21 protein-coding genes are annotated in these 24284 nt (G+C 74.4%); 9 read left to right on the forward strand and 12 right to left on the reverse strand.

Features of this window, described 5'->3' with window-relative positions; genetic code table 11:
• The first annotated feature begins 3 nt into the window (after window positions 1-3).
• From ACFVQG_RS07040 to ACFVQG_RS07050, 3 genes are read left to right on the forward strand one after another with little or no spacing between them, the layout of a single operon-like run.
• On the forward strand, window positions 4-1185 hold the full coding sequence (locus ACFVQG_RS07040; protein ID WP_383377692.1) for a thiolase family protein: 1182 nt from the start codon (window positions 4-6) through the stop codon (window positions 1183-1185).
• Window positions 1182-3116 carry an AMP-binding protein gene (locus ACFVQG_RS07045; RefSeq protein WP_383377694.1) on the forward strand — a complete coding sequence of 645 codons (1935 nt, stop codon included), beginning with the start codon at window positions 1182-1184 and terminating at the stop codon, window positions 3114-3116. The genes ACFVQG_RS07040 and ACFVQG_RS07045 overlap by 4 nt, the downstream gene beginning before the upstream one ends.
• Before the next feature lie 27 nt (window positions 3117-3143).
• A complete protein-coding gene (locus ACFVQG_RS07050) occupies window positions 3144-4022 on the forward strand; it encodes an MBL fold metallo-hydrolase (protein WP_383377696.1) in 879 nt (292 codons plus the stop codon).
• On the opposite strand, the gene ACFVQG_RS07055 is transcribed toward ACFVQG_RS07050, so the two are convergent.
• The 9 genes from ACFVQG_RS07055 to ACFVQG_RS07095 form a co-directional block, all read right to left on the reverse strand.
• The gene (locus ACFVQG_RS07055) at window positions 3961-4767 is read right to left on the reverse strand and encodes a thioesterase II family protein (protein ID WP_383377698.1); all 807 of its coding nucleotides are present in this window, start codon (window positions 4765-4767) and stop codon (window positions 3961-3963) included. The two genes, ACFVQG_RS07050 and ACFVQG_RS07055, sit on opposite strands and share 62 nt — an antisense overlap.
• Window positions 4764-5867 (reverse strand): alpha/beta fold hydrolase, encoded by a 1104-nt coding sequence (locus ACFVQG_RS07060; protein ID WP_383377700.1) that lies wholly within the window; start codon window positions 5865-5867, stop codon window positions 4764-4766. The genes ACFVQG_RS07055 and ACFVQG_RS07060 overlap by 4 nt, the downstream gene beginning before the upstream one ends.
• The gene (locus tag ACFVQG_RS07065; protein WP_383377702.1) at window positions 5864-6049 is read right to left on the reverse strand and encodes a hypothetical protein; all 186 of its coding nucleotides are present in this window, start codon (window positions 6047-6049) and stop codon (window positions 5864-5866) included. Before ACFVQG_RS07065 ends, ACFVQG_RS07060 begins: the two co-directional genes overlap by 4 nt.
• Window positions 6046-6285, reverse strand: coding sequence for a phosphopantetheine-binding protein (locus ACFVQG_RS07070; protein ID WP_383377704.1), 240 nt, complete (start codon window positions 6283-6285; stop codon window positions 6046-6048). The genes ACFVQG_RS07065 and ACFVQG_RS07070 overlap by 4 nt, the downstream gene beginning before the upstream one ends.
• The gene (locus ACFVQG_RS07075) at window positions 6282-8075 is read right to left on the reverse strand and encodes an HAD-IIIC family phosphatase (RefSeq protein WP_383377706.1); all 1794 of its coding nucleotides are present in this window, start codon (window positions 8073-8075) and stop codon (window positions 6282-6284) included. The genes ACFVQG_RS07070 and ACFVQG_RS07075 overlap by 4 nt, the downstream gene beginning before the upstream one ends.
• 269 nt (window positions 8076-8344) lie before the next feature.
• Window positions 8345-9376, reverse strand: a complete 1032-nt coding sequence (locus tag ACFVQG_RS07080; protein ID WP_383377708.1) for a 3-oxoacyl-ACP synthase III family protein — start codon at window positions 9374-9376, stop codon at window positions 8345-8347.
• On the reverse strand, window positions 9373-12420 hold the full coding sequence (locus tag ACFVQG_RS07085; RefSeq protein ID WP_383377710.1) for a type I polyketide synthase: 3048 nt from the start codon (window positions 12418-12420) through the stop codon (window positions 9373-9375). Before ACFVQG_RS07085 ends, ACFVQG_RS07080 begins: the two co-directional genes overlap by 4 nt.
• A complete protein-coding gene (locus tag ACFVQG_RS07090) occupies window positions 12417-12716 on the reverse strand; it encodes an acyl carrier protein (RefSeq protein WP_383377712.1) in 300 nt (99 codons plus the stop codon). The genes ACFVQG_RS07085 and ACFVQG_RS07090 overlap by 4 nt, the downstream gene beginning before the upstream one ends.
• Before the next feature lie 38 nt (window positions 12717-12754).
• Window positions 12755-14575, reverse strand: a complete 1821-nt coding sequence (locus ACFVQG_RS07095; protein ID WP_383377713.1) for a fatty acyl-AMP ligase — start codon at window positions 14573-14575, stop codon at window positions 12755-12757.
• Between the two features lie 193 nt (window positions 14576-14768).
• On the opposite strand from ACFVQG_RS07095, the gene ACFVQG_RS07100 reads away from it, so the two are divergent.
• The 6 genes from ACFVQG_RS07100 to ACFVQG_RS07125 all read left to right on the forward strand — a co-directional run bounded on the left by ACFVQG_RS07100 (window position 14769) and on the right by ACFVQG_RS07125 (window position 21223).
• On the forward strand, window positions 14769-15500 hold the full coding sequence (locus ACFVQG_RS07100; protein ID WP_383377715.1) for a 4'-phosphopantetheinyl transferase family protein: 732 nt from the start codon (window positions 14769-14771) through the stop codon (window positions 15498-15500).
• A gap of 87 nt (window positions 15501-15587) precedes the next feature.
• Window positions 15588-16277, forward strand: coding sequence for a TetR/AcrR family transcriptional regulator (locus tag ACFVQG_RS07105; RefSeq protein WP_383377717.1), 690 nt, complete (start codon window positions 15588-15590; stop codon window positions 16275-16277).
• A complete protein-coding gene (locus tag ACFVQG_RS07110) occupies window positions 16274-17488 on the forward strand; it encodes an alpha/beta hydrolase family protein (RefSeq protein WP_383377719.1) in 1215 nt (404 codons plus the stop codon). The genes ACFVQG_RS07105 and ACFVQG_RS07110 overlap by 4 nt, the downstream gene beginning before the upstream one ends.
• A gap of 319 nt (window positions 17489-17807) precedes the next feature.
• Entirely contained in the window at window positions 17808-18623 is an 816-nt protein-coding gene (locus tag ACFVQG_RS07115; RefSeq protein ID WP_383377721.1) for a BTAD domain-containing putative transcriptional regulator, read from the forward strand.
• 93 nt (window positions 18624-18716) lie between these two features.
• Window positions 18717-19673 carry a hypothetical protein gene (locus tag ACFVQG_RS07120; RefSeq protein ID WP_383377723.1) on the forward strand — a complete coding sequence of 319 codons (957 nt, stop codon included), beginning with the start codon at window positions 18717-18719 and terminating at the stop codon, window positions 19671-19673.
• A 167-nt stretch (window positions 19674-19840) separates the two neighbouring features.
• Window positions 19841-21223, forward strand: a complete 1383-nt coding sequence (locus tag ACFVQG_RS07125) for a glutamate decarboxylase (protein ID WP_383377725.1) — start codon at window positions 19841-19843, stop codon at window positions 21221-21223.
• Window positions 21224-21231: 8 nt separating this feature from the next.
• Here the strand turns inward: ACFVQG_RS07125 and ACFVQG_RS07130 are convergent, their stop codons facing one another.
• The 3 genes from ACFVQG_RS07130 to ACFVQG_RS07140 all read right to left on the reverse strand — a co-directional run bounded on the left by ACFVQG_RS07130 (window position 21232) and on the right by ACFVQG_RS07140 (window position 24263).
• Window positions 21232-22236 carry a Gfo/Idh/MocA family oxidoreductase gene (locus ACFVQG_RS07130; RefSeq protein WP_383377727.1) on the reverse strand — a complete coding sequence of 335 codons (1005 nt, stop codon included), beginning with the start codon at window positions 22234-22236 and terminating at the stop codon, window positions 21232-21234.
• A gap of 71 nt (window positions 22237-22307) precedes the next feature.
• Window positions 22308-23084, reverse strand: a complete 777-nt coding sequence (locus ACFVQG_RS07135; RefSeq protein WP_383377729.1) for an SDR family oxidoreductase — start codon at window positions 23082-23084, stop codon at window positions 22308-22310.
• Between the two features lie 15 nt (window positions 23085-23099).
• Window positions 23100-24263 (reverse strand): phytanoyl-CoA dioxygenase family protein, encoded by a 1164-nt coding sequence (locus tag ACFVQG_RS07140; protein WP_383377731.1) that lies wholly within the window; start codon window positions 24261-24263, stop codon window positions 23100-23102.
• Between the last annotated feature and the right edge of the window lie 21 nt (window positions 24264-24284).

The following is a 24284-nucleotide window of genomic DNA, read 5'->3' on the forward strand; positions in this document are numbered from 1 at the left end:
CCGATGCCCCCGACGCCCGCAGACATCGCCGTCGTGCACGGCGCCCGCACCCCCATCGGCCGCTACCAGGGCGCCCTCGCCTCCGCCCCCGCGCACCGGCTCGGCGCGCTGGTGATCCGCGAGGCCGTCGTCCGCGCCGGAGCACAGCTCGGCTCCGTCGACGAGGTCGTCCTCGGCTGCGTCGGCCAGGTGGGACCCGAGGCGTTCAACGCCCGGCGGGCCGCGCTGGCCGCCGGACTGCCGGTGCGCACCCCCGCCTACAACGTCAACCGGCTGTGCGGCTCCGGACTCCAGGCCGTCCGCTCGGCCGCACAGAGCCTCCGCTGCGGCACCGCCGACGTGATCGTGGCGGGCGGCAACGAGTCCATGACCCGCCAGCCGAGGCTCGACTACTCCGAGCGCGCCCCCGACGAACTCCCCGGCGAACCGGTCATCGACGGCACCGTCTCCCTGGTCACCGACCCCTTCGGGCACTACCCGATGGGCATGACCGGGGAGATCGTCGCGGACCGGTACGGCATCTCCCGCGCCCGTCAGGACCACTGGGCCGCCGAGAGCCAGCGGCGGGCCGCCCTGGCGATCGAGGCGGGCCGGTTCGAGGCGCAGATCGTGCCCGTCGCCACCCCGGAGGGCATCGTGGAGCGCGACGAACACCCGCGCCCCGGGACCTCGGTGGAGAAGCTCGCGGGCCTGCGGACCGTGTTCACCGAGGACGGCACCGTCACCGCCGGGAACTCCGCGGGCCTCAACGACGGCGCCGCCGCCGTGCTGCTGATGCGCGCCGCCGACGTCGACACCACCCCGCTGTGCCTGCTGCGGGACACCGCCGTCACCGCCCTGGAACCGGAGATCATGGGCGTCGCCCCCGCCGACGCGATCCGCGCCCTGCTCCGGCGCAACGACCTCACCACCGACGACCTCGACGTGATCGAACTCAACGAGGCGTTCGCCGCCCAGGTGCTGGCCGTCCTCGACACCCTCAAACTCGACCCCGACCGGGTCAACCCCAACGGCGGCGCCATCGCCCTCGGCCATCCCATCGGCGCCACCGGCGCGGTACTGCTGCTCAAGGCGGCCCACGAACTGCGCCGCACGGGCGGCCGGTTGGGGGTGGTCGCGCTGTGCGTCGGCGGCGGCCAGGGCATCGCGGCGCTGATCGAGAACCCCGGGGCCGGGTCCCGATGAACTCGGTGAACGACTACGCCTGGTACCCGTCCCCGGAAACGATCGAGCGGAGCAACATCACCGCCTTCTGCCGCGCGCACGGCGTCGACGGCGGTTACCGCGCCCTCCAGGCCCGGTCCGCCGCCGACCCGGCCTGGTTCTGGGAGCGGGCCGTCGCGGACCTCGGCATTGTCTGGCACGAACCGCCCGAGCGCGTCTGCGACGACTCCGGCGGCATGGCGGCCACCCGCTGGTTCCCGGGCGCCCGCACCAACCTGGCCGACTCCTGCCTGGAACGCCATGTGCGGCAGGGGCGCGGCACCGCGCCCGCGCTGCGCTTCACCCGCGAGGACGGCACCGGCGGGACCCTGACCTATGCCGAGGCCGCCGCCCACAGCGCCCGGGTGGCGGGCGGACTGCGCGGACTCGGCGTGACGGAGGGGGACCGGGTGGCGTGCCATCTGCCGCCCGGCGCCGAGGCGTTCGTGCTCCTCTTCGCCTGCGCCCGGATCGGCGCGGTCCTCGTGCCGCTGTTCTCCGGCTACGGCGCCGAGGCGATCGCCGTGCGGCTCGCGGACGCCGGGGCGAAGGTCCTGGTGACCGCCCGCGCCACCACCCGGCACGGCCGCCGGTACGGGCTGGAGCCGGTGGCCCGCGGCGCGCTGCGGGGCGCGCCGACGGTACGGCACCTGGTCGTGGCCGGGGGAGAGGAGGATCCCGGGACCGCGACCACGACCTGGCGGGCCCTGTCCGCCGCCGAACCGGCCCCGGTGCGCTCGCTCCCCGCCGACACGCCCTTCCTCCTGCTGCACACCTCCGGCACCACCGGCCGCCCGAAGGGCGCCGTGCACACGCACGGCGGCTTCCCGGCGCAGGTCGGCAGCGAGGTGCGCTACCACCTCGACGTACGGCCGGACGACGTGGTGTTCTGGGTGACCGACCCCGGCTGGATCATGTTCCCGCTCGTCACCGTGGGCACCACGCTCGCCGGCGCCTGCGTCCTGGCGTACGAGGGCGCGGTCGACCACCCGGGCGTCGAGCGGCTGTGGCACCTCCTCGCCGAACAGGACGTGACCGTCTTCGGCAGCTCGCCGAGCCTGTCGAGGATGCTGATGGACCGGGTGCCCGGCGAGGCCGCCGCCCCCGGGAGCGTGCGCGTCCTGGCGTCCACGGGGGAGCCGTGGACCGAGGAGGCCTGGCGCTGGTACTCCGCCGAGTTCGGCGGCAAGCGCTGTCCGGTCATCAACATCTGCGGCGGCACCGAGGTCGGCGGCTCCCTGCTCGCCTCCGCGCCGACCGTGCCGCAGTCGCCGGGCGGCTTCGCCGGGCCCTGCCTCGGCATCGACGCCACCGTGGAGGACGAGACGGGGGCCGAGCCGCCCGAGGGCACGGCCGGGGAACTGGTGGTGCGCCGCCCCTGGCCGGGCATGACGCGGGGCCTGTGGGGTGCCCGGGACCGCTTCACCGAGACCTACTTCGCCCGCAGGCCGGGCCGCTGGTCGCACGGCGACCTGGTCTCGCGCGGCGGCGGGGAGTGGTTCGTGCACGGCCGTCTCGACGACGTCATCAAGATCGCCGGGAAGCGCCTGGGGCCCGCCGAGGCGGAGGACGCCGTCCGCGCCGACCCGGCCGTGGCCGACGCCGCCGCCGTCGGCGTCCCGCACCCCGTCAAGGGTGAGGCCCTGTGGTGCTTCGCCGTCCCCGCGCCGGGCCACACCCTCGCCCCCGCCGACACCGACCGCCTCACCACCCGCGTCACCGACGCCCTCGGCCCCGCCTTCCGCCCCGCCCGCGTCATCGCCGTACCCGAACTGCCCCGCACCCGCAACGGCAAGGTCATCCGCCGGGTGCTGCGCGCCGCGGCCACCGGCACCCCCGTCGGCGACCTCTCCACGCTGGCCAACGCGTCGAGCCTGGAGGCGATCAGGTCGGCGGTCGGAGCCACCCCCTGAGCACACCCGCCACCCCGAGGGAGCCCCATGCCCACGATCGACATCCTGTTGCCCGGGTTCGCCATCGACACCGACCAGGGGTATCCCGCCTTCTGCGGGGTGTTCCTGGTGCGTGGGGCGGACGCCGCCGGGCGGGACCGCAACGTCCTCGTCGACGCCGCGCACGTCGGACGGCGGCCGTTCCTGTGGGACGCGCTGGCCGCGCACGGGCTGGCGGCCGAGGACATCGACACGGTCGTCCTGACGCACGCGCACTGGGACCACGTGCAGAACATCGACCTGTTCCCGCACGCGACACTCGTCCTGCACCCCGACGAGCGGCGGTACGCGCACACCCCGCACGCCAACGACTGGGCGACGCCCGCCTGGACGGGGCTGCTGCTGGAGCAGCTCAGGGTGCGGGAGGTGGTGGACGGCGAGGAGATCATCCCGGGGGTCGGGGTCATCGCGCTGCCGGGACACTCACCGGGGAGCATCGGGGTGACCGTGGCGACCGACGCGGGGCTCGCCGTCATCACCGGGGACGCCCTGCACTTCGCCTACGTCGCTCGGACCGGGCGCAACCCGCTGGTGTTCTGGGACGCGGACGCCGCCGCCCGCAGCATCGAGCGGGTGGTGGCCGTGTCCGAGGTGATCTACCCGGGCCACGACCGCCCCTTCCGGCTCACCGCGGACGGCGGCATCGACTACCTGGCGGACTTCGCGCTCACCCTCACCGGACTGCGCCCGGACACCGAGGGCCTGGCCTTCGCCGACGGCTCGGCACGGCCCCTGTGGGTGATGCCGGGCATCGGCGAACAGGCCGCCCTCTACGAGAAGAACGCCGACGAGATCCGGCGGCGCATCAGGAGGGTGCCGCGGGTGGTGCGTCCAGAGCGGTCAGGATCCGGTCCAGGGACCGGTTGAGCCGGTCGAAGAACGGCACCGGCGCCTCGCGCGGGAAGAAGTGACCGCCGGGGACGGACGTCATCCGGAAGTCGTACGTGTAGCGGTCCCACGCGCGTACGCCGTCCGGGGCGACCAGCGGATCACCGGCGCCCGCGAAGGCCTCGACCCGCACCGGCAGCCGGGCCCGCTCGTCGTCCGGGTCCGGCAGCCCGGCGCGGTCGTGGCTGGCGCAGATCCGCAGGTCGTCCCGGACGATCGGCAGCAGCGCCCGCAGCCAGTCGTCCCGGTCCAGGAACCGCGGGTCAAGACCACCGAAGTCCACCAGCGCGCGGGCCAGTTCGGTGTCCTCGTAGCGGTCCGGCGCGGGCAGCGTGGGCGTGCGGTGCGGCGCCGCGTACGCCCCGAGGAACAGCGCCTCGGGGCGGCGGCCCCCCGCGCGCAGCCGGGCCGCCGTCACCGCGAACGCCAGCAGCGCGCCCATGCTGTGCCCGTACGCCGCCCAGGGCCCCTCCTCCAGCAGCGGCGCCAGCTCCCGGCCGAGCGCCGCCACCGCCTGACCGGCGTCGTCGAAGCGCGGCTCCCGGAAGCGGGCCTCCCGGCCGGGCAGCTGCACCGGCAGCACCTCCACCCCGGCCGGTACCCGGCCCGCCCAGGAGGAGTAGAACGACGCCCCGCCGCCCGCGTGGTGGAAGCAGAACAACCGCAGCCGGGCGTCCCCACGGGGTGCCCGGCCGAGGCAGGACACCGAGGCCCCGGCCGTCATGCGGGCGCCCCGGCCGACGTCCCCGACAGACGGCGCCGCACCCGCAGCGCCCGCGCCCGCGTCGACGCCGACCGGCGCACCGCACTCGCCGTGCCCGCCGCGCGCAGCGCCTCGGCCAGCAGCCACAGCCGGGTCTCCGCGGCCCGCTCCGGCGCCGCGCCCAGCACGTCGTTCTCCACCAGCCGCAGCCGGGGCACGCTCCGCCGCAGCACCTCGGTGTCCGCGTACGGCGCCACCTCGTCCCCCCGGCTCGCCACGTGGGCGACCGGGGCCCGCAGCCGGGACAGCTCGTCGTCCGTCAGAGGCCAGTCGGCGAGCGCCCCGGGGAGCCGGTCCACCGGCGTCCGCATGACGTGGGAGAGGGTGAGCCGCACCAGCCGGGGCAGCGGGGCACCCCGAACCGCGCGGACGAAGAAGTCCCGCACGGGCGCGCCGACCGTGACCAGGCCCCGTACCCGTTCGTCGGCCAGCGCGTGCCGCAGCGCCAGGTGGCCGCCGAAGCTCAGGCCCACCACACAGGTGCGGGAGGCGTCGGCGGCCCGGCCGAGCAGGTCCAGCAGATAGGTGAGCATGCCGGTGCTCTCCGCCCCGTAGGTCAGGGAGTTCTCGCCGACGCCGGGCAGTTCGGTGACCACGACGGCCGCGCCGAGCCGGTCGGCACCGGCGAGGACGGGCGCCCACTGCTCCTTCGTACCGGCGATCCCGCCGACGACGATGACCAGCGGCAGCCGGTCGCGCTGGGACAGCCCGGCCGCCCAGCAGGCGAACCCGCGCTCGCCGTAGGGCAGATCGAGCCGGGTGATGCCGCGCACCCGGGTGCGCCAGCGGTCGAAGGCCGCCACCGACGCGTCCTGCGCGGCCTGCCGGGCCGGTCCGTCGACGTAGGGGAAGCGGGCCATGGTGTAGCAGCGGACCGCGTCCAGGTCCCGGCCGCGGGCCTCGGCCGCCACGGCGAGCGACGACCACTCGTGGGTCCAGGCGGCCTCGTCCTTGGTGTCCGCGGCGAGGCGGTGCGCCACCCGGTGCAGGACGTCCCCCGGGACGCCCTGCGCGTGGGCGTGCGGGAGGGCGAACCGCAGCAGCTCCGTCGTGGGGATCACCGGGCGGCCCCCTGCTCCTGCGGCACGCGCTCGGCGGGCTCCGCCCCGGCGGGCTCCGCGCAGGCGCGGCGGCCGAGGAGCAGCCTGCCGAGCCGGGCGGGCAGCACCACGTCCAGCTGGGTGTCCAGGAACAGCGCGTGGAAGTGCACACAGGCGCCGTCGTCGGTCCGTCGCCCGGTCACCGCCCCGCCACCGCCTCGTACAGCTCGCGGAAGGTCCGCGCGGTGAGCAGGTCGGCCACCGGGACGCGCCGCCCGGAGACGTTCTCCACGACGGTCACCAGGCGCAGCAGCAGCACCGAGTCCCAGTCGGGGAAGTCGTCCAGCGGACGGTCGAGGTCGTCGGCGTCGAGGCGCAGGCCGAGTTCCTCTTCCAGCAGGTCACGGAAGCCGGTGGGATCGGCGAGGGCGGTGGTCATGCGCGGTCTCCGTCGAACGGCCCGAACGCGGCGTCGAGCCGCAGATGGGCGGGGGCGGGGGTGAGGGCTGTGAGGTCGTGCCGGAAGAACACGGCGTCGGGGTCGTCCGGGTCGGTGCCCGTGACGGCGAAGCCGTGGTCGGCGTAGAAGGCGGCGAACGCGGTGTTGCGCGGTGAGGGCAGATAGCGGCCCGTCACCGCCGCCGCGCCGGTGTCCCGGGCGAACGCCAGCACCGCCGCCAGGCAGGCGTCCTCGATGCCGCGGGAGAACACCCGGCAGCTCAGCACGAAGTTGTCGACGCGCAGGGTGTCGTGGTCGCGGCGCAGGAACAGCGCGCCGACCAGCCCGTGGTCGCCGAACCGGTCCCGGGCGCGCACGGCGATCACATGGTGGCCGGGACGCTCGGCCCACTCGGCGACCTGCGCCGTCTGGAGGCGCTCGGTGGCCAGGTGGAACTGGTTGGTGCGCAGGGTGAGCTGGGAGACCCGGGCCAGCTCGGAGTCGTCCGGCGGGCGCAAGGTCACCTCGATGCCGAGCCCGTCGAGGTACTCCTGGTAGGAGCCGGTGTCCTCGCGGAACTCCTGCCGCAGCGCCTCCGTGCGGTAGCGCCCGGCGCGTTCCACGTCGGCCTCGGTCAGCTCGAACAGGTCGAACCAGCCGTCGGCCAGCAGTGCCGGGGCGTGCAGCGCGGGCTCCGCGTCCACCCGGACCACGGCGACCTCGGGCAGCCGGTCGGCGACCAGACCGCACTCGAAGAGGCTGTCGTCGACGAAGACGAAGCTGTCCAGACCGAGCCCCAGCCGGTCGGCGATGTCCCGCAGGTTGTCGTGCTTGGCCTTCCAGTTCGCGTTGACCCGCACGAAGGCGTCCTCGCGCAGCACCATCCCCGGATGCCCGGTCAGCGTCTCGCGCACCAGGGCGTCGTCGTTCTTGCTGCTCACCGCGAGCAGCACGCCCTGCGAGCCGAGCTGCCTCACCGTCCGCTGGAACTCCTGGAATGCCTCGCCGCGCAGCCCGGCCCCGAGTTCGACGCCGTCCGGCCCGGCCTCGCCGAGCACTCCGCCCCACAGCGTGCCGTCCAGATCGAGCACCAGCACCTTGCGGGTGCGGCCCAGGCGGGCCCGTACGACATGCGCGGCCTCCCGGGCGTAGGCGGCGAGCAGCGGCTCGGACAGCCGGGCGCGGGCGTACTGCGCGGTGCGCGGCTCGTACGCCGGGACGCCCTCCGCGGTCAGCGGGTCGAGGTCGACGACGACCACGCCGGGGTGTTCCTCGGCGAGGTCGAGGAGGCCCGCGTTGAAGTTCCGCCACACCGCGCCGAGGCGGGCCCGGGAGCGCAGGTCGACCAGCTGGTGGGTGAGGTGGCGGTGCAGCGGCACGGTGTTGAGGACCAGCAGCCCGCGCCCGGCCTCCTGGTGGGCGCGCACCGCACCGGCCAGCAGCGCCAGCCGGGTCCGCGCGGCGGCCTCGACGTCCGGGACCCGCCAGGGCACGGTCACCTCGTCGAAGACGGCGTGCGCGTCGAGCAGGCACAGCGTCAGCCGCGGCTCGTCGGCCCGCGCGGGGCGCATCAGATCCTGGAGGTACGCCCCGTACGGCGCGACGGCGGCCTCGAGCAGCAGCCCGTGCCGGGCCAGCTCGGCGGTGAGCGGCGCGACGACCGGACCCACCGTGGAGTGCCCGGTGACCGCCACCGGCACCGCGGGCACGTCCGGGACGTGACGGCGTACCTCCTTGGGGTCCAGCCGGGCCAGCAACTGCCCGGCGGAGGGCAGCAGTTGGCGCGGCATGCGGGCCAGCAGCGCGGGGACGGCCGCGTACTCGGCGGCGAGGGAGCCCGACCGGTGCAGATCGCGCAGGGTGTGCAGGGCGCCGGGGTCGTCCCAGGTGCCCAGCCCGTGCAGCGAGTCGTGTTGCCCTGTGCCTGTTCCTGTGCCTGTGCCTGTTCCTGTGCCTGTCCCTGTCCCGGTCCCGGTCCCTGTCCCGGTCCCTGTCCCGGTCCCTGTCCCTGTCCCGGTCCCTGTCCCTGTCCCGGTCCCTGTGCCTGTTCCCGTGTGTGTCATGACCTCTCCAGCGCGACACCGGACTTGATCCACTTGCTGGACTCGACGGCGACGGCGACCGCGCGCCCCGGCCCCTCCCACTCCTTCAGCAACTCGGCGAGCTGGAGGAACGGCAGCGCGTTGCCGTTGTTGCCGACGTGCCGGACGACGTTGACGCGGCGGGCGTCCGGGGCGGGCATGGCGGCGGAGATGCGGTCGCTCATCCGGCCGGACAGCTGCGGCGGCAGCAGGAAGCCGATATCGTCCGCGCCCCAGCCGACGTCCTGGATCAGCTCCCAGAACATCTGCCGGGCCAGCGCGGGCACCGCCTCCTCGATCGCCTTGTAGTCCTCCGAGACCGCCGTGCGGTCGCTGTGCCGGTCGCCGAGCCCGAACCAGTCGATGACCTGGCCGGGTTCCCGTCCGAGCCCCACCAGCCGGTTGAGCACCTGACGGACGACGATGCCCGCCCCGGTGGGCTCGGTGCTGAGCACGGCCGCGCCCGCCCCGTCCCCGAACAGCACGTAGTTGACCAGCTCGGCGGAGGTGCGCGAGCCCGGGTCGAAGTCGGTCTCCAGGTGCTTGGCGCACACGTCCCCGCCGATCACCAGTACGGTGCGGCAGCGCCCGGCCAGCAGCAGCGTGCGGGCCACGTCGAGCGCCTGCACGGCACCGGCGCAGCCGGACTGGAGCTGGTAGGTGGGCACGTTGTCGATGCCGAGCCGGTCGGCGACCAGGTTCACGGTGGCGGGCATCAGCTGGTCCGGGGTGGCGGTGCCCATGACGATGGCGTCGATGTCGTACGGCTCCATCCCGGCCGCCGTCATCGCCCGGTCGGCGGCGGTCGCCGCGAGGTCGGCCAGCGTGTGCCGGACGTGGCCGGTCGCGAGGTCGACGGCGAAGTACCGGCTGCTGTTGCCGATGAACATCTCGGCCCAGGTCTCGTCGACCCCGACCAGCTTGGCCAGCGTCGCGTTGTCCACCGGGTCCCCGGGCAGACAGGTGCCGACCGCGACGAGATGGGCGGTGGGCTGGGCGGGGGCGGTCATGAGGGGGCTCCTTCCGGGGCGGTGGGAGTGCTGTCGGCGGCACCGCGTTCGCGCAGGTACGCCGTCAGGTCGCCGACCGTGCGCAGGCTGGCGAGCAGTTCCTCGATCGGCAGCGGGCCGAGGGCGGGCAGCGCGTCCTCGATGCGGGACTTCAGCTCCATCACCCGGATCGAGTCGAAGCCCAGGTCCTCGTGGAGGCGGGCGTCGTCGGGGGCCTGGTCCGGGCCGTGCCCGCCGACCCGGCACACCAGCTGGCGCGTCAGTTCGGCGAGGGAACCCGGTGATTCCCCCGCCGGGGCGGGCGGGCACGGCAGGCCGCGGTGCGCTTCGGGCGGCACCGCGGTGGCGTCCGCGTCGGGGGGGACGGGTGACGCGGACGATCCCTGGGGGGCGGGCGGCGCGGCGGAGCGCCAGGCCCGGAAGGTGTCGTCGAACAGATACGGCGGCAGCCGCCGCGGCACCCGGTCCGACTCGGCGTACAGCACGTCCCACTCCGGCGCGAGCCCCGCGCCCCACAGCTCGCCCAGCAGCTCCTGGGGCCGGTGGCCGGGCGCCTGCTCACCGGGGTGCGCGGCGTGCAGCCGTACCGGGTGGCCCGCGTCCGAGCGCAGCCGGGCGAGCAGCGGGGTCAGCACGGCACGCGGGCCGATCTCCACGATGTGGGTGACCTGTTCGGCCAGCAGCGCCCCGGCCGCCTCGGCGAACCGCACCGGCGCGGTGATCTGCCGCGCCCAGTAGTCGGCGTCCAGGGTCTCCGCCCCGGCCAGCGCCCGGCCGTACACCGTGGAGAACACCGGGACCCGGGGCCTGCGCCCGGGCACGTCCGCGCACTCGGCGCGGAACTCCCCGACGACCGGCCGCATCAGCGGCGAGTGGAAGGCGTGCGAGACGGTCAGCCGCCGCGCGAGCACCTTCCGCTCCCGCACCTCCTCCTCCACGGCGGCGAGTTCGTCGAGGTGCCCGGCGAGCACCGTGCTGTCGGGGCCGTTGACGGCGGCCAGACCGAGTCGCCGCCGCCCCACCAGCAGCGACTCGGCCGCCGCGGCGGGCAGGCCCACCGCGAGCATCCCGCCGTCCCCCGGGAGCGCGTCCATCAGCGCCCCGCGCCGGGCCACCAGGCGGGCCGCGTCCGCCGCGTCCAGCGCCCCGGCCGCGCACGCCGCGGCGAACTCGCCGACGCTGTGCCCGATGACGTACGACGGCCGGATCCCGGCCTCGGCCAGCGTGTTCGCCATCGCGTACTGCACGGCGAACAGCGCGGGCTGCGCGAGCCGCGCCCGCCGCACCTCCGGGTCGCCGTCCAGCACCGCGTCACGCACCGAGACCCCGGTGTGCGGGGCGAGCACCTTGTCGATGTCGTCGAAGTGGCGGGCGTAGGCGGGGCAGGACCGGTACCAGGACGCGGCCATCCGGGGGTGCTGGGCGCCCTGCCCGGTGAAGGCGAACGCCACCGACGCCGCCCGGCGCCCGCCGTCCACCCGCGGCGCCTCCCGCGCGCGCTCGGCCGCCGCCCGCAACCCGGCGACCAGCGCGGGCAGTTCGCCGGCGGCGACGGCGGCCCGGTGCGGCAGCCGGGACTTGACCCGGTTGCTGGTCCAGCACAGTTGGGCGAGCTGGTTCTCGGGGTGCCGGGACAGCGCGTCGGCCTGCGCGAGCAGATTGGCGCGCAGCCGCTCCGGGGTGCGCGCGGACACCGTGAACACGCCCGCCGCGCCGGGCCGGTCGCGGTGCACGGCACGCGGTGCGGAGGCCAGGACCGCGTGCGCGTTGCTGCCGCCCATGCCGAAGCTGCTGACCGCCGCGTGCACCGGGCCGGAGGGCAGCCGCAGCGGCGCCCTGAGCAGTGACAGCCGTCGCCCGGCCAGCTCCAGCTTCGGGTTCTCGGCGTCGGCGAACCGGCTCGGCGGCACCGTGCGGTGGTGCAGCGCCAGCACCGCCTTGATCAGCCCGGCGATCCCGGCCGCGCCCTCCGCGTGCCCGAAGTTGCTCTTGACCGAACCCAGCGCCACGCTGCCGCCGTCGCGGCCCCCCGTCAGCTCGCCCAGGGCCTGCGCCTCGATGAAGTCGCCGAGCAGGGTGCCGGTGCCGTGCGCCTCGACGAAGGCGATGTCGTCGGCGGTCACCCCGGCCCGCGCCCACACCGACTCGATCAGCCGCTGCTGCGCCCACCGGTTGGGCGCGGTGATGCCGTTGCTGCGCCCGTCCTGGTTGGTGCCGGTCTCCTTCAGCACCGCGTACACCGGCTGCCGGTCGCGCAGCGCGTCCCCGAGCCTGCGCAGCACCAGCACCGCCACGCCCTCGGCCCGGCCGATGCCGTCCGCCAGCGAGCTGAACGGCTTGCAGCGGCCGTCCGGCGCCGACAGACCGGCCTGCGCGTAGAAGATGTTGATCACCGGCGTCATGATCAGGTTGGTCCCGGCGGCCAGCGCGTAGTCGGTCTCGCCGGAGCGCAGCGAGGTCACCGCCAGGTGCACCGCGACCAGCGAGGACGAGCAGGCGGTGTCCACGGCCAGGCTCGGCCCCTTCAGGTCGAGGTGGTAGGAGACCCGGTTGGCGCCCATGAAGTAGCCGTTCCCGGAGCCGTACCGGGCGGTGATCCGGTCGTAGTCGGCGAGTTGCAGATACGCCCACTCGTTGGCCATCACCCCCACGAACACGCCGGTGGCGGTGCCCGCCAGGTCGGGCGGGGCGACGGTGGCGTCCTCGATGGCCCGCCAGGAGCACTCCAGGAGCAGCCGCTGCTGCGGGTCCATGGCGGTGGCCTCGCGCGGCGCGATGCCGAAGAAGCCGGGGTCGAAGGCGTCCGGGTCGGCGATGAACCCGCCGCGCACGGTGTTGGTGCGGCCCGGCGCCCGCTTCCGGGACGTGTCGGCGGGGGCGTCCGGCACGGCGGCGTGGTAGCGGTCGGCGTCCCAGCGCTCGGCGGGGACCCGGCCGGTGCCGTCGCGGCCGTCCATCAGCAGCGACCAGTACTCCCGCGCGTCGCGGGCGCCGGGGAAGCGGCAGTCGAGGCCGACCACCGCGATCGGTTCGCGCTCGCTCATGACCGGCCCTCGCGTGCGGCCAGCCGCTCGGCGAGGTGGTCGCCGATGGCGTGCACGGTCGGGTAGTCGTACGCGATCGTCGGGGCGACCGCGAGCCGGAGCCGTTCCTCGATCTCGCCGCAGACGCTGATCGCCGCGACCGAGTCGATGCCGTAGTCGGCGAGCGGGGTGTCCGGGTCGATCTCCTCCGGGGCGCGCTGGAGGTGGAAGGCGACCCGCTCGGTCAGCCAGGTCTCCAGGTCGGGGGAGCCGGTCACGGGCGCGGGGGCGGTACGGGTCTCGGAGGCGATGCTCATGGCGTTGCTTCCCTTCCCTAGGGTTCGCGGTACGGGACTCAGTGCGCGGACGGCACCGCGCCGGGGGCCTGCTGGGGCGCCGTGCCCAGGTGGGGCAGCAGATCGGCCACCGGGCGCTGGAGCCGCTGGTGCAGCACGGGCAGGGCGCCGTCGAGGAACAGCTGGCGCATCAGGGTGCGCTGGGTCTTGCCGCTGGTGGTCTTGCGGATCACTCCCGGCCGCACCAGGACCACGCTCACGGCGGCCAGCTGGAACTGACGGCTCAGCAGCGCCTGCACGGTCGCCGCGAGCCGGGCCAGATCGCCGTCCACGGCGTGGCCGTCGCGCAGTTCCTGCACCACCACGACGTGCGAGCGGTCGGCGGCCCCGTCGGTGACGGTGAACACGGCGCCGCCGCCACGCCGGTAGGCCTCCGCGGACTCCTGCACCGCCTGCTCGATGTCCTGCGGGTAGAGGTTGCGGCCGTGCTGGATGAGCATCTCCTTGATCCGCCCGGTGACGAACAGCTCCCCGTCGAGCAGGGCGCCGAGGTCGCCGGTGCGGAAGAAGCCCGTCCGGCCGTCCGCGGTCGCCGCCCGGAAGGTCTCCTCGGTCAGCTCGGCGCGGTTCCAGTAACCGGCGGCCACCGACGGGCCGCGCAGCCAGATCTCGCCCACCTGCCCGTCCGGCAGCACCAGCAGCGACACCGGGTCCACCACCAGCACCTCGGTGTCCTTGGGCCGACCGCAGCCGACCAGGGCGCGGGCGGGCCGGTCACTGCGCGCGGGCCGCAGCTCGTCGCGCTCCAGCGCGTGCGCGTCGACGGTCAGCTCCAGCGGCGCCTCGTCGGGGTCGCTGCCGCAGACCAGCAGGGTGTTCTCGGCCAGCCCGTACGACGGCACCAGCGCCTGCGGGCGCAGTCCGTGCCCGGCGAACCGGTCGGCGAACGCCCGCAGGGTCGCGGCGCGCACCGGCTCGGCGCCGTTCAGCGCGACGCGCAGGCTGGACAGGTCCAGGCCCGCCGACTGCTCCTCGGTGACGCGCCGCAGGCACAGGTCGTAGCCGAAGTTGGGGGAGGCGGTGCCCTCCACCCGGTAGTCGTGGATCATCCGCAGCCAGCGGTGCGGCTGCTTGATGAACGCCACCGGGGACATCTGCACGCTGGTGCCGCCCACCCACAGCGGCTGGAGCGTCATGCCGATCAGCCCCATGTCGTGGTAGAGCGGCAGCCAGCTGCCCGCCACCACGCCCTCGGGGGTGCGCAGGGCCGTGCGGATGGCCTCCTCGTTGGCGGCCAGGTTGGCGTGCGTGACCATCACGCCCTTGGGCTCGCTGGTGGAGCCGGAGCTGTACTGGAGGAACGCCACGTCGTCGTCGCGCACGGCGGGCGGCTGCCACAGCCCGGGATCGGCGTCGGCGAGGTCGGCCGGGCCGGTGGACAGGCACGCCACGTCCTGCGCGCCCGACGCGGTCAGCCAGGCCCCGATCGGCTGGCGGAACCCGGGCAGCGTCAGGACCGCACCCACCCGGGCGTCCCGCAGGATGCCGCTGACCCGGGCGAGCCGCTCGCCGGGCTCGTCGGGCAGCGGGGCCGGGATGGCGGTGCGTCCGGCGTAGAAGCAGCCCAGGAACGCCGTGACGAAGTCCAGGGTCGGCGGGTAGAGCAGGAGGACCGGGCGGGCCGGGTCGCCCATCGACGCCTGCCGCAGCCGGACGGCGACGGCCTTGGCCCGTCGGTCCAGTTCGGCGTAGCTGATCTCCTCGGGCCGCATCCGCGGGCCGTCCTCGTGCAGGTACACGAACGCGGCGCGCTCGGGATGGCGGTCCACGCCGGTGCGTACGGCGTCGGTCAGGGTTCGGTGCTGGAGCTGGTGCGGCACGGGCTGTCCTTTCCACGGTCGGTGACCGTTGCGGCACCGAGTGCCACTCGGGGGCCCCAGCCTTGGCGCGCCGTGAAAAGGAGACGTAAAGCGCAAATTGCTGCGCACGTCAAGGTCGTTGTCCACGCATCGTGCGCGGGGGAATACATTCCGTGCTGGCATCCGGTGCCCGCGAAGAGGAGGTCCCACCGCCATGGACACACGGCCGCTCGGTCCCATGTCCCCGTCCGGGGAGGCAGGTTGGCGGGCCGCCCGGCAGGCCGCACGGCGCCATGGGTACGTGGTCTGCCACGGTCGGCTCCGGGAGTGGGCCAGGGCCGCCGGGCCATGGCCGCGTGAACTCCTCGGCGTGGACTGGCCCCGCTATCTGACGGCCCGTGAACCCGCCGTACGGGCCCGGCTTTCGGGGTCCCGGCTGCTGCTGCGGCACGCCGTCGCCGCCGTCGCCGCAGTGCCGCCGGAGCGGGTGCGGCTCGGCCGGGACCCGCGCGGGCGGCCGGTGCTGGCCGCGCCCGGCGGGCTGGACGTCGGCATCAGTCACACCGCCGGGGTGCTGGTCGTCGGCGTGGCCCGGGACCGGCTGATCGGCGTGGACGTGGAGTCCCGGGACCGCTGCCTGCTCGCCCCCGGTCTCGCGGAGCGGTTCTGCCACCCCGGCGAACTGGCCGAACTGCGCGCGCTGCCCGCCGCGCGGCGCAACGCCCATCTGGTGCGGCTGTGGACGCTGAAGGAGGCGTACACCAAGGCGCTGGGCGTCGGGCTGGCCGAGGACTTCGCGCGGCTGGACGTCAGGGGGCTGACGGCGGGGGCGGGCTGGCGGCTGCGGTGCGACGGCGTGCCGGGCGGGTTCCTGGTGGCCTCCGCGCTGGGTCCCGGTCCGAGCGGGGCACGACTGCCGCCGTACGGAGGTCAATCGAGTCAATGATGTTTCGATACACCATTGACTCGATTGGGGTCCGGCCCTAGCGTCGACAACAGGCCATCCCTACGCGCCCAGGAGGTCCGACCCCGTATGCCCGCCCACCTCGACCCACCGCCGTCCGCCGCCCAGCCGCGCGCCTCCCGGGGCGGTCGGCAGCGGGACCCGGCCGCCGACCGGGCCATCCTGGACAGCACCCTGGCCCTGCTCGGCGAGGGCTGCGCCTTCGGCGACCTGTCCATGGACCTGGTCGCCCAGCGGGCGGGGGTCGCGCGCGCCACCATCTACCGCCGCTGGCGCAACAAGGAGGAACTGGTCCTCGCCGCGCTGAGCGCCCTGGACCTGCCCGTGCCGCCGCTGGCCGGACTGAGCCTGCGGCAGCGGCTGGTGACCCTGGTGGACCAACTGCGCCACCGGGGTCAGGACACCCCCCTGCACCGGCTGATGGGCGGCCTGCTCAGCGAGGCCGTGCGCCGCCCGCACCTGGTCGAGCGCTTCGAGGAGACCGTCGTCGCCGCCCGCCGCGAGGCCCTGGTCGGCGCCCTGCGGGACGGCGTCGACAGCGGCGAACTCCGCGCCGACCTCGACCTGGACGACGCTGTGGAGATCCTCACCGGCCCGATGGCGGCACGCCTGATCCTGCGGCAGCGCCCCGTGGAGTCGGCGGCGTTCGCCGAGACGATCGTGGACACCTTCCTGAACGGCACCCGCGCGCACCGTGCCGGGCCGACCCCCGGCACGGCACCGGAGAACCCGCCACCACCCGAGGAGCCGCAGCCATGAAATTCCTCTTCGACGACCCCGCCTTCGACTACCAGGCCCTGCGCACCGCCGGTTACGCCGACTACGGCGGTGCGCAGCTCGGCGAGGTCGTCGCCGTCGCCTCCCGCATCCCGGGCGGCGACACCGACAGCTGGCGGCACGCGTGGACCGGCCTCGCCGAACGCGTCCACGGCCTCGGCACCACGGCCCTGGACGAGGGCCGCACCGTGGACGCCCGCGCCGCCCTGCTGCGGGCCCACAACTACTACCGCACCGCCGAGTTCTTCCAGCGCGACGACCCGCGCGACACCGAGGCGCTCCGGCTGATGCGCTTGTCCAGGGAGACCTTCGCCGTCGCCGCCGAACTCATGGACCGGCCACCGCGGTTCGTGCACATCCCCTACGAGGACACCGAACTGCCCGGCTACTACTACCGGGTGGACGACTCCGACGAACCCCGGCCGACCGTCATCCACCACGGCGGCATCGACTCCACCCTCGAGGAGGGCTGGTTCTTCGTCGCCGCCGCCGCACTGGCCCGCGGCTACAACTGCCTGTGCTTCGAAGGTCCCGGCCAGGGCGCCGTACTGCGCGAACAGGGCCTGGTCTTCCGGCCCGACTGGGAGCGGGTGGTCACCCCGGTCGTGGACTTCGCGCTCGGCCTGCCCGGCGTGGACCCCGCCCGGCTGACCCTGGTCGGCACCAGCCTCGGCGGACTGCTGGCGCTGCGGGCGGCGGCGTACGAGCACCGGCTGGCCGGATGCGTGGCCCATGACGCGGTCTGGCAGCTCGGCGACGTGGTGGCCCTGCCGCCGTTCGTGCTCGAGTGGGTGGAGCAGGGCTGCGACGAGTTCGCCAACCCGGTGATGTGGGGGATCGCCGCCCAGCAGACCTTCACCCGCTGGCTGCTGCGCCAGGCGCTGTGGACCTTCGGCTGCGCCACCCCCGCCGAACTGCTGCGCACGCTGCCCGCGTTCGGGCTGGCCGACGTGATCGGGCAGGTCCGCTGTCCCGTGCTCGTCCTCGACGCGGAGGAGGACATGTTCTTCGCCGGGCTCGAACACGCGAAGAAGGTGTACACGGGCCTGAACTCACCCAAGACGCTGTACGTCTTCACCGCCGACGAGGGCGGCGGGGCGCACTGCCACTCGGGCGCCATGCGCCTGTACCACGACCGTCTCTTCTCCTGGCTCGGCACCACACTCGGCGCGGGCCGCACCCTGGCGGCCTGACCGGCGGCCACCCGTCTTGCCGCACACCCCTCCACCCCGGCAGCCCGGCCCGCCCCAGCGGCGGACCGGGCTGAGCGGTGTTAATTGAGCGCCGGATTTACTCCCCGTCCAAGAAACCGGACGGCTGATTCCGGCCCCGGGCCAGTTCCCTTCCCTTTAATGACCGCGTAACGGGGAAGGGCTGGCATCCCGGAACCCGCTGACATAGGCTTCCCGAAAAGCAGTGATACTGTCGAGTAATAGGCGTCCCTGGACCTAGGGACGGACGGGGGAACCGGACTTTTTAGTTGAATGCGCGTGACGCATTCGGGGGGTTGCTGTGTCCCTGTCCTCTGAACCGGCCGACCAGCCACTGCGCTATGAACTGCTGGGACGGCTGAAGGTGTCCCGCGGCGGGCTCGACCTCACGCCCGAGGCGCCGAAACTGGCCAAACTCCTCGCCCTCCTGCTGGTCAGGGCGGGAGAGACGGTACCCGGCGAGAAACTCGTCGCCGAACTGTGGGACCAAGGACCGCCGCGCTGCGCGTTCGCCAGCCTCCGTGTCTACGTCTCCCAGTTGCGGAAACTCCTGTGCGGACCCCGCGGTACCACGCCGATCGTCACGACATCGCCCGGATACATTCTGGACGTGAGCGGCGCACTGACAGATTTCCAGGAATTCGAAACGCTCTACGCCCGTGGCCGGGAGCGCTACTTGGCGGCTGATTTCCGCCAGGCCTTCGAACACTTCCGGCGGGCCCTGGCCCTGTGGCACGGCCCCGTCCTCGACGGCGTACCGGGCTCCCTGGCCATCGCCTCGTTCACCGCGGTCCAGGACGAGAAACGGCTGAACTGCACCGAACTCAGCATCGACGCGGCGCTGGCCCTCGGCCGTCACCACGAGGTCATCGAGGAACTCAAGGGCCTGCTCGTCCAGCACCCGCTGCGCGAGCCCTTCTACCGCCAGCTGATGGCCGCCCTGTACCGGGCGGGCCGCCAGGGCGACGCCCTGGGCGTCTACCACCACGCCCGCCGCGTGATCAGAGAGGAACTGGGCGTCGAACCCGGCCCCTGCCTGCGCCAGGCCCAGGACGCCATCCTGCGCGCCGACCCGTCCCGCCTCCAGGCGGCCGGAGTCATCCCCGCGACGACCTGACCCGGACCCGCCCCGGCTTTATCCCGGGTTTGCGGCGGCCCAACACCCCCCTCCTAGCGTGCGCTTGACCACCGCATGAAGGAGGGAGGGCCCATGGCCGCCGTCTGGTCCGCACTGCTGTCCCTGTGCCTGCTCACCCTCGCCGTCACCGGTGACCGCGCGCCCGCCACCCAAGGGCTGGACGCGTTCCTCGCCACCCACCGCGCGGACGTCGGCTCCTCGGTGGCACTGGGCGACGGCAGGGTGCTGTGGCTGTTCGGGGACACCCTGCGACCGGACGGCGGCCTCGACCACAACACCGCCGCCGTCCAGCACCCCGACGGCCGCGTCCACCGCCTGCCGGGCACCTTCGCCCCGCACCGCACACCCGGCCACTGGTACTGGCCGGGCCAGGCGAGCCGCACCGGCGACCGGCTGCGGATCCTCGCCATGGACTTCAGCTGCGCCGACCCCTGCCGGGGCGTGGCCGACCTGCGCCAGCACCACACCGACGTGCTGACCTACCGCCTCCCCGGCCTGACCCCGCTCGGCCGCACCGCCCTGCCCCGCCGCCCGTCCGGCGCGCTGTGGAGCCAGCTCCACACCACCGGGGACGGCACCACCTACGTGTACGGCTCCTACCCGGTGCCCGGCCGCATCGGCAAGGCCGTCGAGGTCGCCCGGGTGCCCGCCCGCCGCCTGGCCGACCCCGCCGCCTGGGCGTACCTCGGCACCCGGCTCGGCACCGGCCTCCGACTCGGCACCGTCCTGAGCGTCGTACGCCTCCACGACGGCTACCGCCTCTACTCCAAACGGCTCGACCTGTGGTCGGACGAGGTGATCTCCTATGACGCCCCCACCCCTTACGGCCCCTGGTCCGCCCCGCGCACGGTCGCCACCACCCCGCGCCACCCGGGCACCTACACCTACGCCGTCGAGGCCCACCCGGAGCAACCGGCCCCGCCGGGTCACCTGGTCCTGACCTACGCCACCAACTGCGAGGCCCCGTGCGGGCACTACCGCGTCACGGCGATCACCGTCCCCGCGCCGGGCGTCGCGCGCGGCGGCTGACCGCGCCCCGGACGGACGCGCCCGGGCGGCGGCCCCGCGCCCGGCGTGCCAGGGTGCGGAAGGGAGGGAGGCCGGGGTGAGCGTCGCTGTCCCCCACCTGTGCCGCTCGGGTGTTCGCGCCTGTGGCCCTCCGCCAGCGACGGCCCCCGACGCGTGGAAGCGATGCCATGGCCCTGCACCAGACGAACCGCCCGGCGCCGGGCCCCTTCGACGACGTCTACACCCTCCCCGTCAGCGAGCGGACCCTGCCGAAGAACCGGGTCCCCGACGGCGTGTCCGACGCCCGCGCGGTGCGCGCCCTCATCCACGACGAGCTGACCCTGGACGGCAACGCCTCGCAGAACCTGGCGACGTTCTGCACCACCTGGGCGGAGCCCGAGGTGCACCAGCTGATGGACGAGTGCCTCGACAAGAACATGATCGACAAGGACGAGTACCCACAGACCGCCCGGATCGAGAACCGCTGCGTCCATATGCTCGCCGACCTCTGGAACGCCCCCGCCGACGGCGGCGCCGTCGGCTGCTCGACCACCGGCTCCAGCGAGGCGGGCATGCTCGGCGGGCTCGCCCTGAAATGGCGCTGGCGCGAGCGCCAACGGGCCGCGGGCAAGCCCGCCGAACGGCCCAACCTGGTCACCGGACCCGTCCAGGTCTGCTGGGAGAAGTTCGCCCGCTACTTCGACGTCGAACTCCGCCAGGTCCCGCTGGAGGAGGACGCCCTGGGCCTGCGCCCCCACCAACTGCGCGACCACGTCGACGAGAACACCATCGGCGTCGTCGCCATCCTCGGCGTCACCTTCACCTGCGGCTACGAACCCGTCGCCGACCTCGCCGCCGAACTCGACCGCGTCCAGGCCGACACCGGCCTCGACATCCCGCTGCACGTCGACGCCGCCAGCGGCGGCTTCGTCGCCCCCTTCCTCCAGCCCGACCTGGTCTGGGACTTCCGGCTGCCGAGGGTGGCGTCGATCAACGCCTCGGGACACAAGTACGGCATGGCCCCGCTCGGCGTCGGCTGGGCGGTGTGGCGGTCGGCCGACGTGCTCCCGGACGACCTGGTCTTCCACGTCGACTACCTCGGCGGCGACCTGCCCACCTTCGCGCTGAACTTCTCCCGCCCCGGCGGCGAGGTCGTCGCCCAGTACTACAACCTGCTGCGGCTGGGCCGCGAGGGCTACTCCAAGATCCACGGCGCCTGCGCCGCGAGCGCGCGGATGCTCGCCGAACGCCTCACCGCCCTGGGCCCCTTCACCGTCCTGCACGACGGCCACACCGCCCTGCCCGCCGTCTGCTGGACCCTCACCGACCCCACCGCCACGCCCTTCACCCTGTACGACCTCTCCGACCAGTTGCGCCGCCGGGGCTGGCAGGTGCCCACGTACCCGCTGCCCGCCGGGCGCGAGGACACCGTCGTCCAGCGCGTCCTGGTCCGGCACGGCATCGGCTACGACAAGGTAGCGCTGCTCGCCGACGACATCCGCGCGGCCGTGGACCGGCTGTCGCGGGGCCCGGCGGCCCATGTGGCGCGGCAGCCGGGCTTCCACCACTGAAGGGCGGGTCAGCCGACCCGCACCTCGTCGACCCGCACCGGCCGGTGCTCGCGCAGCGACAGCGTGCACGCCTCCGCGATCCAGCCCGCCTCCAGGGCGTCCGCGACCGTGCACGGGGAGGGCAGGGTGCCCGCGACGACCTCGGTGAACGCGGTGAGTTCGGCGCGGTAGGCGGCGGTGAAGCGGTCCATGAAGAAGTCGTGCGGGACGCCCGCGGGGAAGCTCACGCCGGGCTCCACCGAGCGCAGGGGCAGCTTGTCCTCCAGGCCCACCGCGATGGAGTCGGCGAAGCCGTGCAACTCCATCCGGACGTCGTACCCCCGGCCGTTGTGGCGGCTGTTGGACACCACCGCCAGCGTGCCGTCGTCCAGGGTGAGCACCGCGCCCGTGGTGTCCGCGTCACCCGCCTCCCGGATGTAGTCGGCGCCCCGGTTGCCGCCCGCCGCGTACACCTCGGTCACCTCACGGCCCGTCACCCAGCGGATGATGTCGAAGTCGTGCACCGAGCAGTCCCGGAAGATGCCCCCGGAGGCGGCGACGTACGCGGCCGGGGGCGGCGCCGGGTCCAGCGTGGTCGACCGCACGGTGTGCAGCGGGCCCAGCTCCCCGGAGTGCACGGCGGCCCGGGCGGCGACGAACCCGGCGTCGAAGCGCCGGTTGAACCCGATCTGCACCGGCACGTCCACGCCCTCGACGGCCTTCAGCACCGCCACCCCCTCCGGCATGGTGCGGGCCACCGGCTTCTCACAGAACACCGGCACGCCCGCCTCGACGGCGGCGAGGATCAGCGCGGGATGCGCGTCCGTCGCCGCGGCCACCACGACGCCGTCCACCCCGGCGGCCAGCACGGCCTCCGGGGAGTCCGCGACCTGCGCCCCGAACCGCTCCGCGGCGCGCTTCGCGGCGTCGGTGACCGGGTCGGAGACGACGAGCGAGTCGACCGCGTCGAGTTGGGACAGGGTCTCGGCGTGGAAGGCGCCGATCCGGCCGAGGCCGAGGATTCCGATACGCATGGGGACGGTGCTCCTTGAACTGTGCGGGTGCGGGCGGGGGTGCGGGGGAGGGGGAGGGGGAGGGGCGAGGGTCAGTCGAGGCCGCCCAGGACGTTCTGGTCCCAGTCGATCACCGAGCCGGTGACCACGCCGGAGCGCTCGGACAGCAGCAGGACCACGAAGTCGGCGATCTCGTCGGGGTCGCCGAGCCTGCCCATCGGCAGCCGGGCGGCGGCCTGCTCGCGCCAGTCGTCCCCGGCGCCGTGGAAGGCGCGCTGGGTGGCGTCCTCGCCCTCGGTCGCCGTCCAGCCGATGTTCAGCCCGTTGACACGGATCCGGTCCCAGCGGTGGGCGTGCGCGGCGTTGCGCGTGAGCCCGGCCAGGCCCGCCTTCGCGGCGACGTAAGGGGCGAGGAACGGCTGTCCGCCGTGCGCCGAGGACGTGATGACGTTGACGATCGTGCCGGGCGCCCCGCGCCCCACCATGTCGGCGACGGCGGCCTGCATGGCGAAGAACGGCCCCCGGAGGTTCACGGCGATGTGCTGGTCGAACAGCTCGGGTGTGGTGTCCAGCAGCGTGCCCCGCGAGGTCAGACCCGCGGAGTTGACCAGACAGTCGATGCGGCCGTACGCGGCCACGACCTGCCGTACCGACTCCTTGGCCTGCTCGGCGTCCGCCAGATCGGCGCGCACGTACACCGCCTCGCCACCGTCGGCGGTCAGCTCCGCCACCAGCGCCTCGCCCGGCCCGGGGCGACGGCCGCTCACCGCCACCACCGCCCCCGCTCGGACCGCCGCCCGCGCGACGGCCGCGCCCACGCCCTGGCTGCCCCCGTTGACGAGGACCACCTTGTCGTCCAGAAGTCCCATGCCCTGTCCCATGTCCTACCCGCGTTCCCTTCCGCTCTCGCGCCGCGCGGCGGCGGCCCGCAGCCCGTCCCGCAGCGCCTCCGCGCTCCACTCCTCGCGCAGCGCCCGCCGCACCAGGTCCGCCTGGGACGGCGGGGCCAGCCCGTCGACCGGCGGGTCACGGTCGAGGTCGGTCGGGAAGGGGTAGCCCTCGGCGCTCGCCGCGATCACGTTCTCCAGCCACCGTTCGCCGAAGCCCTCGGCCCGCCGCCTGAGCAGCACCGGATAGACCGCGTTGACCACGGCCTCCCGGTCGACCGTCTCCATGGCCCGCCCGAAGGCGGAGGACACCTGCAACAGGTTGGCCATGCGCCGCACGTCCGTGGAGCGGTTGGCGCCCGCCGCGTGGAACAGGGCGGGGTTGAAGAAGGCGGCGTCGCCCTTGGCGAGCGGGAGTTGCACCCGGCGGTCCTCGAAGTACGTCCGGAACTCCGGGAGCCGCCAGGCCAGATAGCCGGGCCCGTACTTCTGCGAGTGCGGCAGGAACATCGTCGGCCCCGACTCCACCGGCATGTCGCAGTGCGCGACCGCGCCCTGGAGCGTGAGCACCGGGGAGAGGCGGTGCACGTGCGCCGGGTAGGCGGCGGCCGATGCGTCGGAGAGGAAACCCAGGTGGTAGTCGCGGTGCGGCTGCTGGGCGGCGCCGCCCGGGTGGACCACGTTGAGCTGGGAGGTGACCTGGTAGCCGGGGCCGAGCCAGGCGGTGGCCACCCGTGCGAGCACGTCGTTGGCGTAGTAGTCGGCGAACGCCTCGGGGTCGTGCCGGGCCGCCTTCTCCAGGGCGTTCCACACCCGGTCGTTGGCGCCCGGCGCGGCGAAGTGGTCCCCGGCGACCGCGCCCGAGGCACGCTGCTCGGCGATCAGCGCCTCGAACACGGCCGTGGCCCGGTCGACCACCGCCGGGTCCGGGAACGCGCCCCGCACGACGAGCACGCCGGGGCCGTCCGCGAGCGCGTGCACCAGCTCGGCCTCGTGGCCGTCCAGCCGGTCCGCGTCGTAGACGGGCACGCCCCGTTCGATCGCCGAGGCGTGCGGATGGTCGGCGGGGTCGGTCGGCTGCTCGACCAGCGCGCGGAAGGCGTCCAGGTCGCAGTCCCGCGCGGAGAAGTGCGAGGCGGGGCGTAGGGAGGGCACGGACATCGTCGTCCTCTCTGGTCACGG

Source organism: Streptomyces sp. NPDC057877 (genome assembly GCF_042796855.1).
Lineage (GTDB): Bacteria > Actinomycetota > Actinomycetes > Streptomycetales > Streptomycetaceae > Streptomyces.

Coding starts and splice junctions, on each gene's coding strand:
- ACFVQG_RS07125 (WP_383377725.1), top strand. CDS start 19,841: ATGGCCCTGCACCAGACGAACCGCCCGGCGCCGGGCCCCTTCGACGAC.
- ACFVQG_RS07140 (WP_383377731.1), bottom strand. CDS start 24,263: ATGTCCGTGCCCTCCCTACGCCCCGCCTCGCACTTCTCCGCGCGGGAC.
- ACFVQG_RS07105 (WP_383377717.1), top strand. CDS start 15,588: ATGCCCGCCCACCTCGACCCACCGCCGTCCGCCGCCCAGCCGCGCGCC.
- ACFVQG_RS07120 (WP_383377723.1), top strand. CDS start 18,717: ATGGCCGCCGTCTGGTCCGCACTGCTGTCCCTGTGCCTGCTCACCCTC.
- ACFVQG_RS07040 (WP_383377692.1), top strand. CDS start 4: ATGCCCCCGACGCCCGCAGACATCGCCGTCGTGCACGGCGCCCGCACC.
- ACFVQG_RS07055 (WP_383377698.1), bottom strand. CDS start 4,767: ATGACGGCCGGGGCCTCGGTGTCCTGCCTCGGCCGGGCACCCCGTGGG.
- ACFVQG_RS07070 (WP_383377704.1), bottom strand. CDS start 6,285: ATGACCACCGCCCTCGCCGATCCCACCGGCTTCCGTGACCTGCTGGAA.
- ACFVQG_RS07130 (WP_383377727.1), bottom strand. CDS start 22,236: ATGCGTATCGGAATCCTCGGCCTCGGCCGGATCGGCGCCTTCCACGCC.
- ACFVQG_RS07045 (WP_383377694.1), top strand. CDS start 1,182: ATGAACTCGGTGAACGACTACGCCTGGTACCCGTCCCCGGAAACGATC.
- ACFVQG_RS07050 (WP_383377696.1), top strand. CDS start 3,144: ATGCCCACGATCGACATCCTGTTGCCCGGGTTCGCCATCGACACCGAC.
- ACFVQG_RS07080 (WP_383377708.1), bottom strand. CDS start 9,376: ATGACCGCCCCCGCCCAGCCCACCGCCCATCTCGTCGCGGTCGGCACC.
- ACFVQG_RS07090 (WP_383377712.1), bottom strand. CDS start 12,716: ATGAGCATCGCCTCCGAGACCCGTACCGCCCCCGCGCCCGTGACCGGC.
- ACFVQG_RS07085 (WP_383377710.1), bottom strand. CDS start 12,420: ATGAGCGAGCGCGAACCGATCGCGGTGGTCGGCCTCGACTGCCGCTTC.
- ACFVQG_RS07075 (WP_383377706.1), bottom strand. CDS start 8,075: ATGCCGCGCCAACTGCTGCCCTCCGCCGGGCAGTTGCTGGCCCGGCTG.
- ACFVQG_RS07135 (WP_383377729.1), bottom strand. CDS start 23,084: ATGGGACTTCTGGACGACAAGGTGGTCCTCGTCAACGGGGGCAGCCAG.
- ACFVQG_RS07100 (WP_383377715.1), top strand. CDS start 14,769: ATGGACACACGGCCGCTCGGTCCCATGTCCCCGTCCGGGGAGGCAGGT.
- ACFVQG_RS07110 (WP_383377719.1), top strand. CDS start 16,274: ATGAAATTCCTCTTCGACGACCCCGCCTTCGACTACCAGGCCCTGCGC.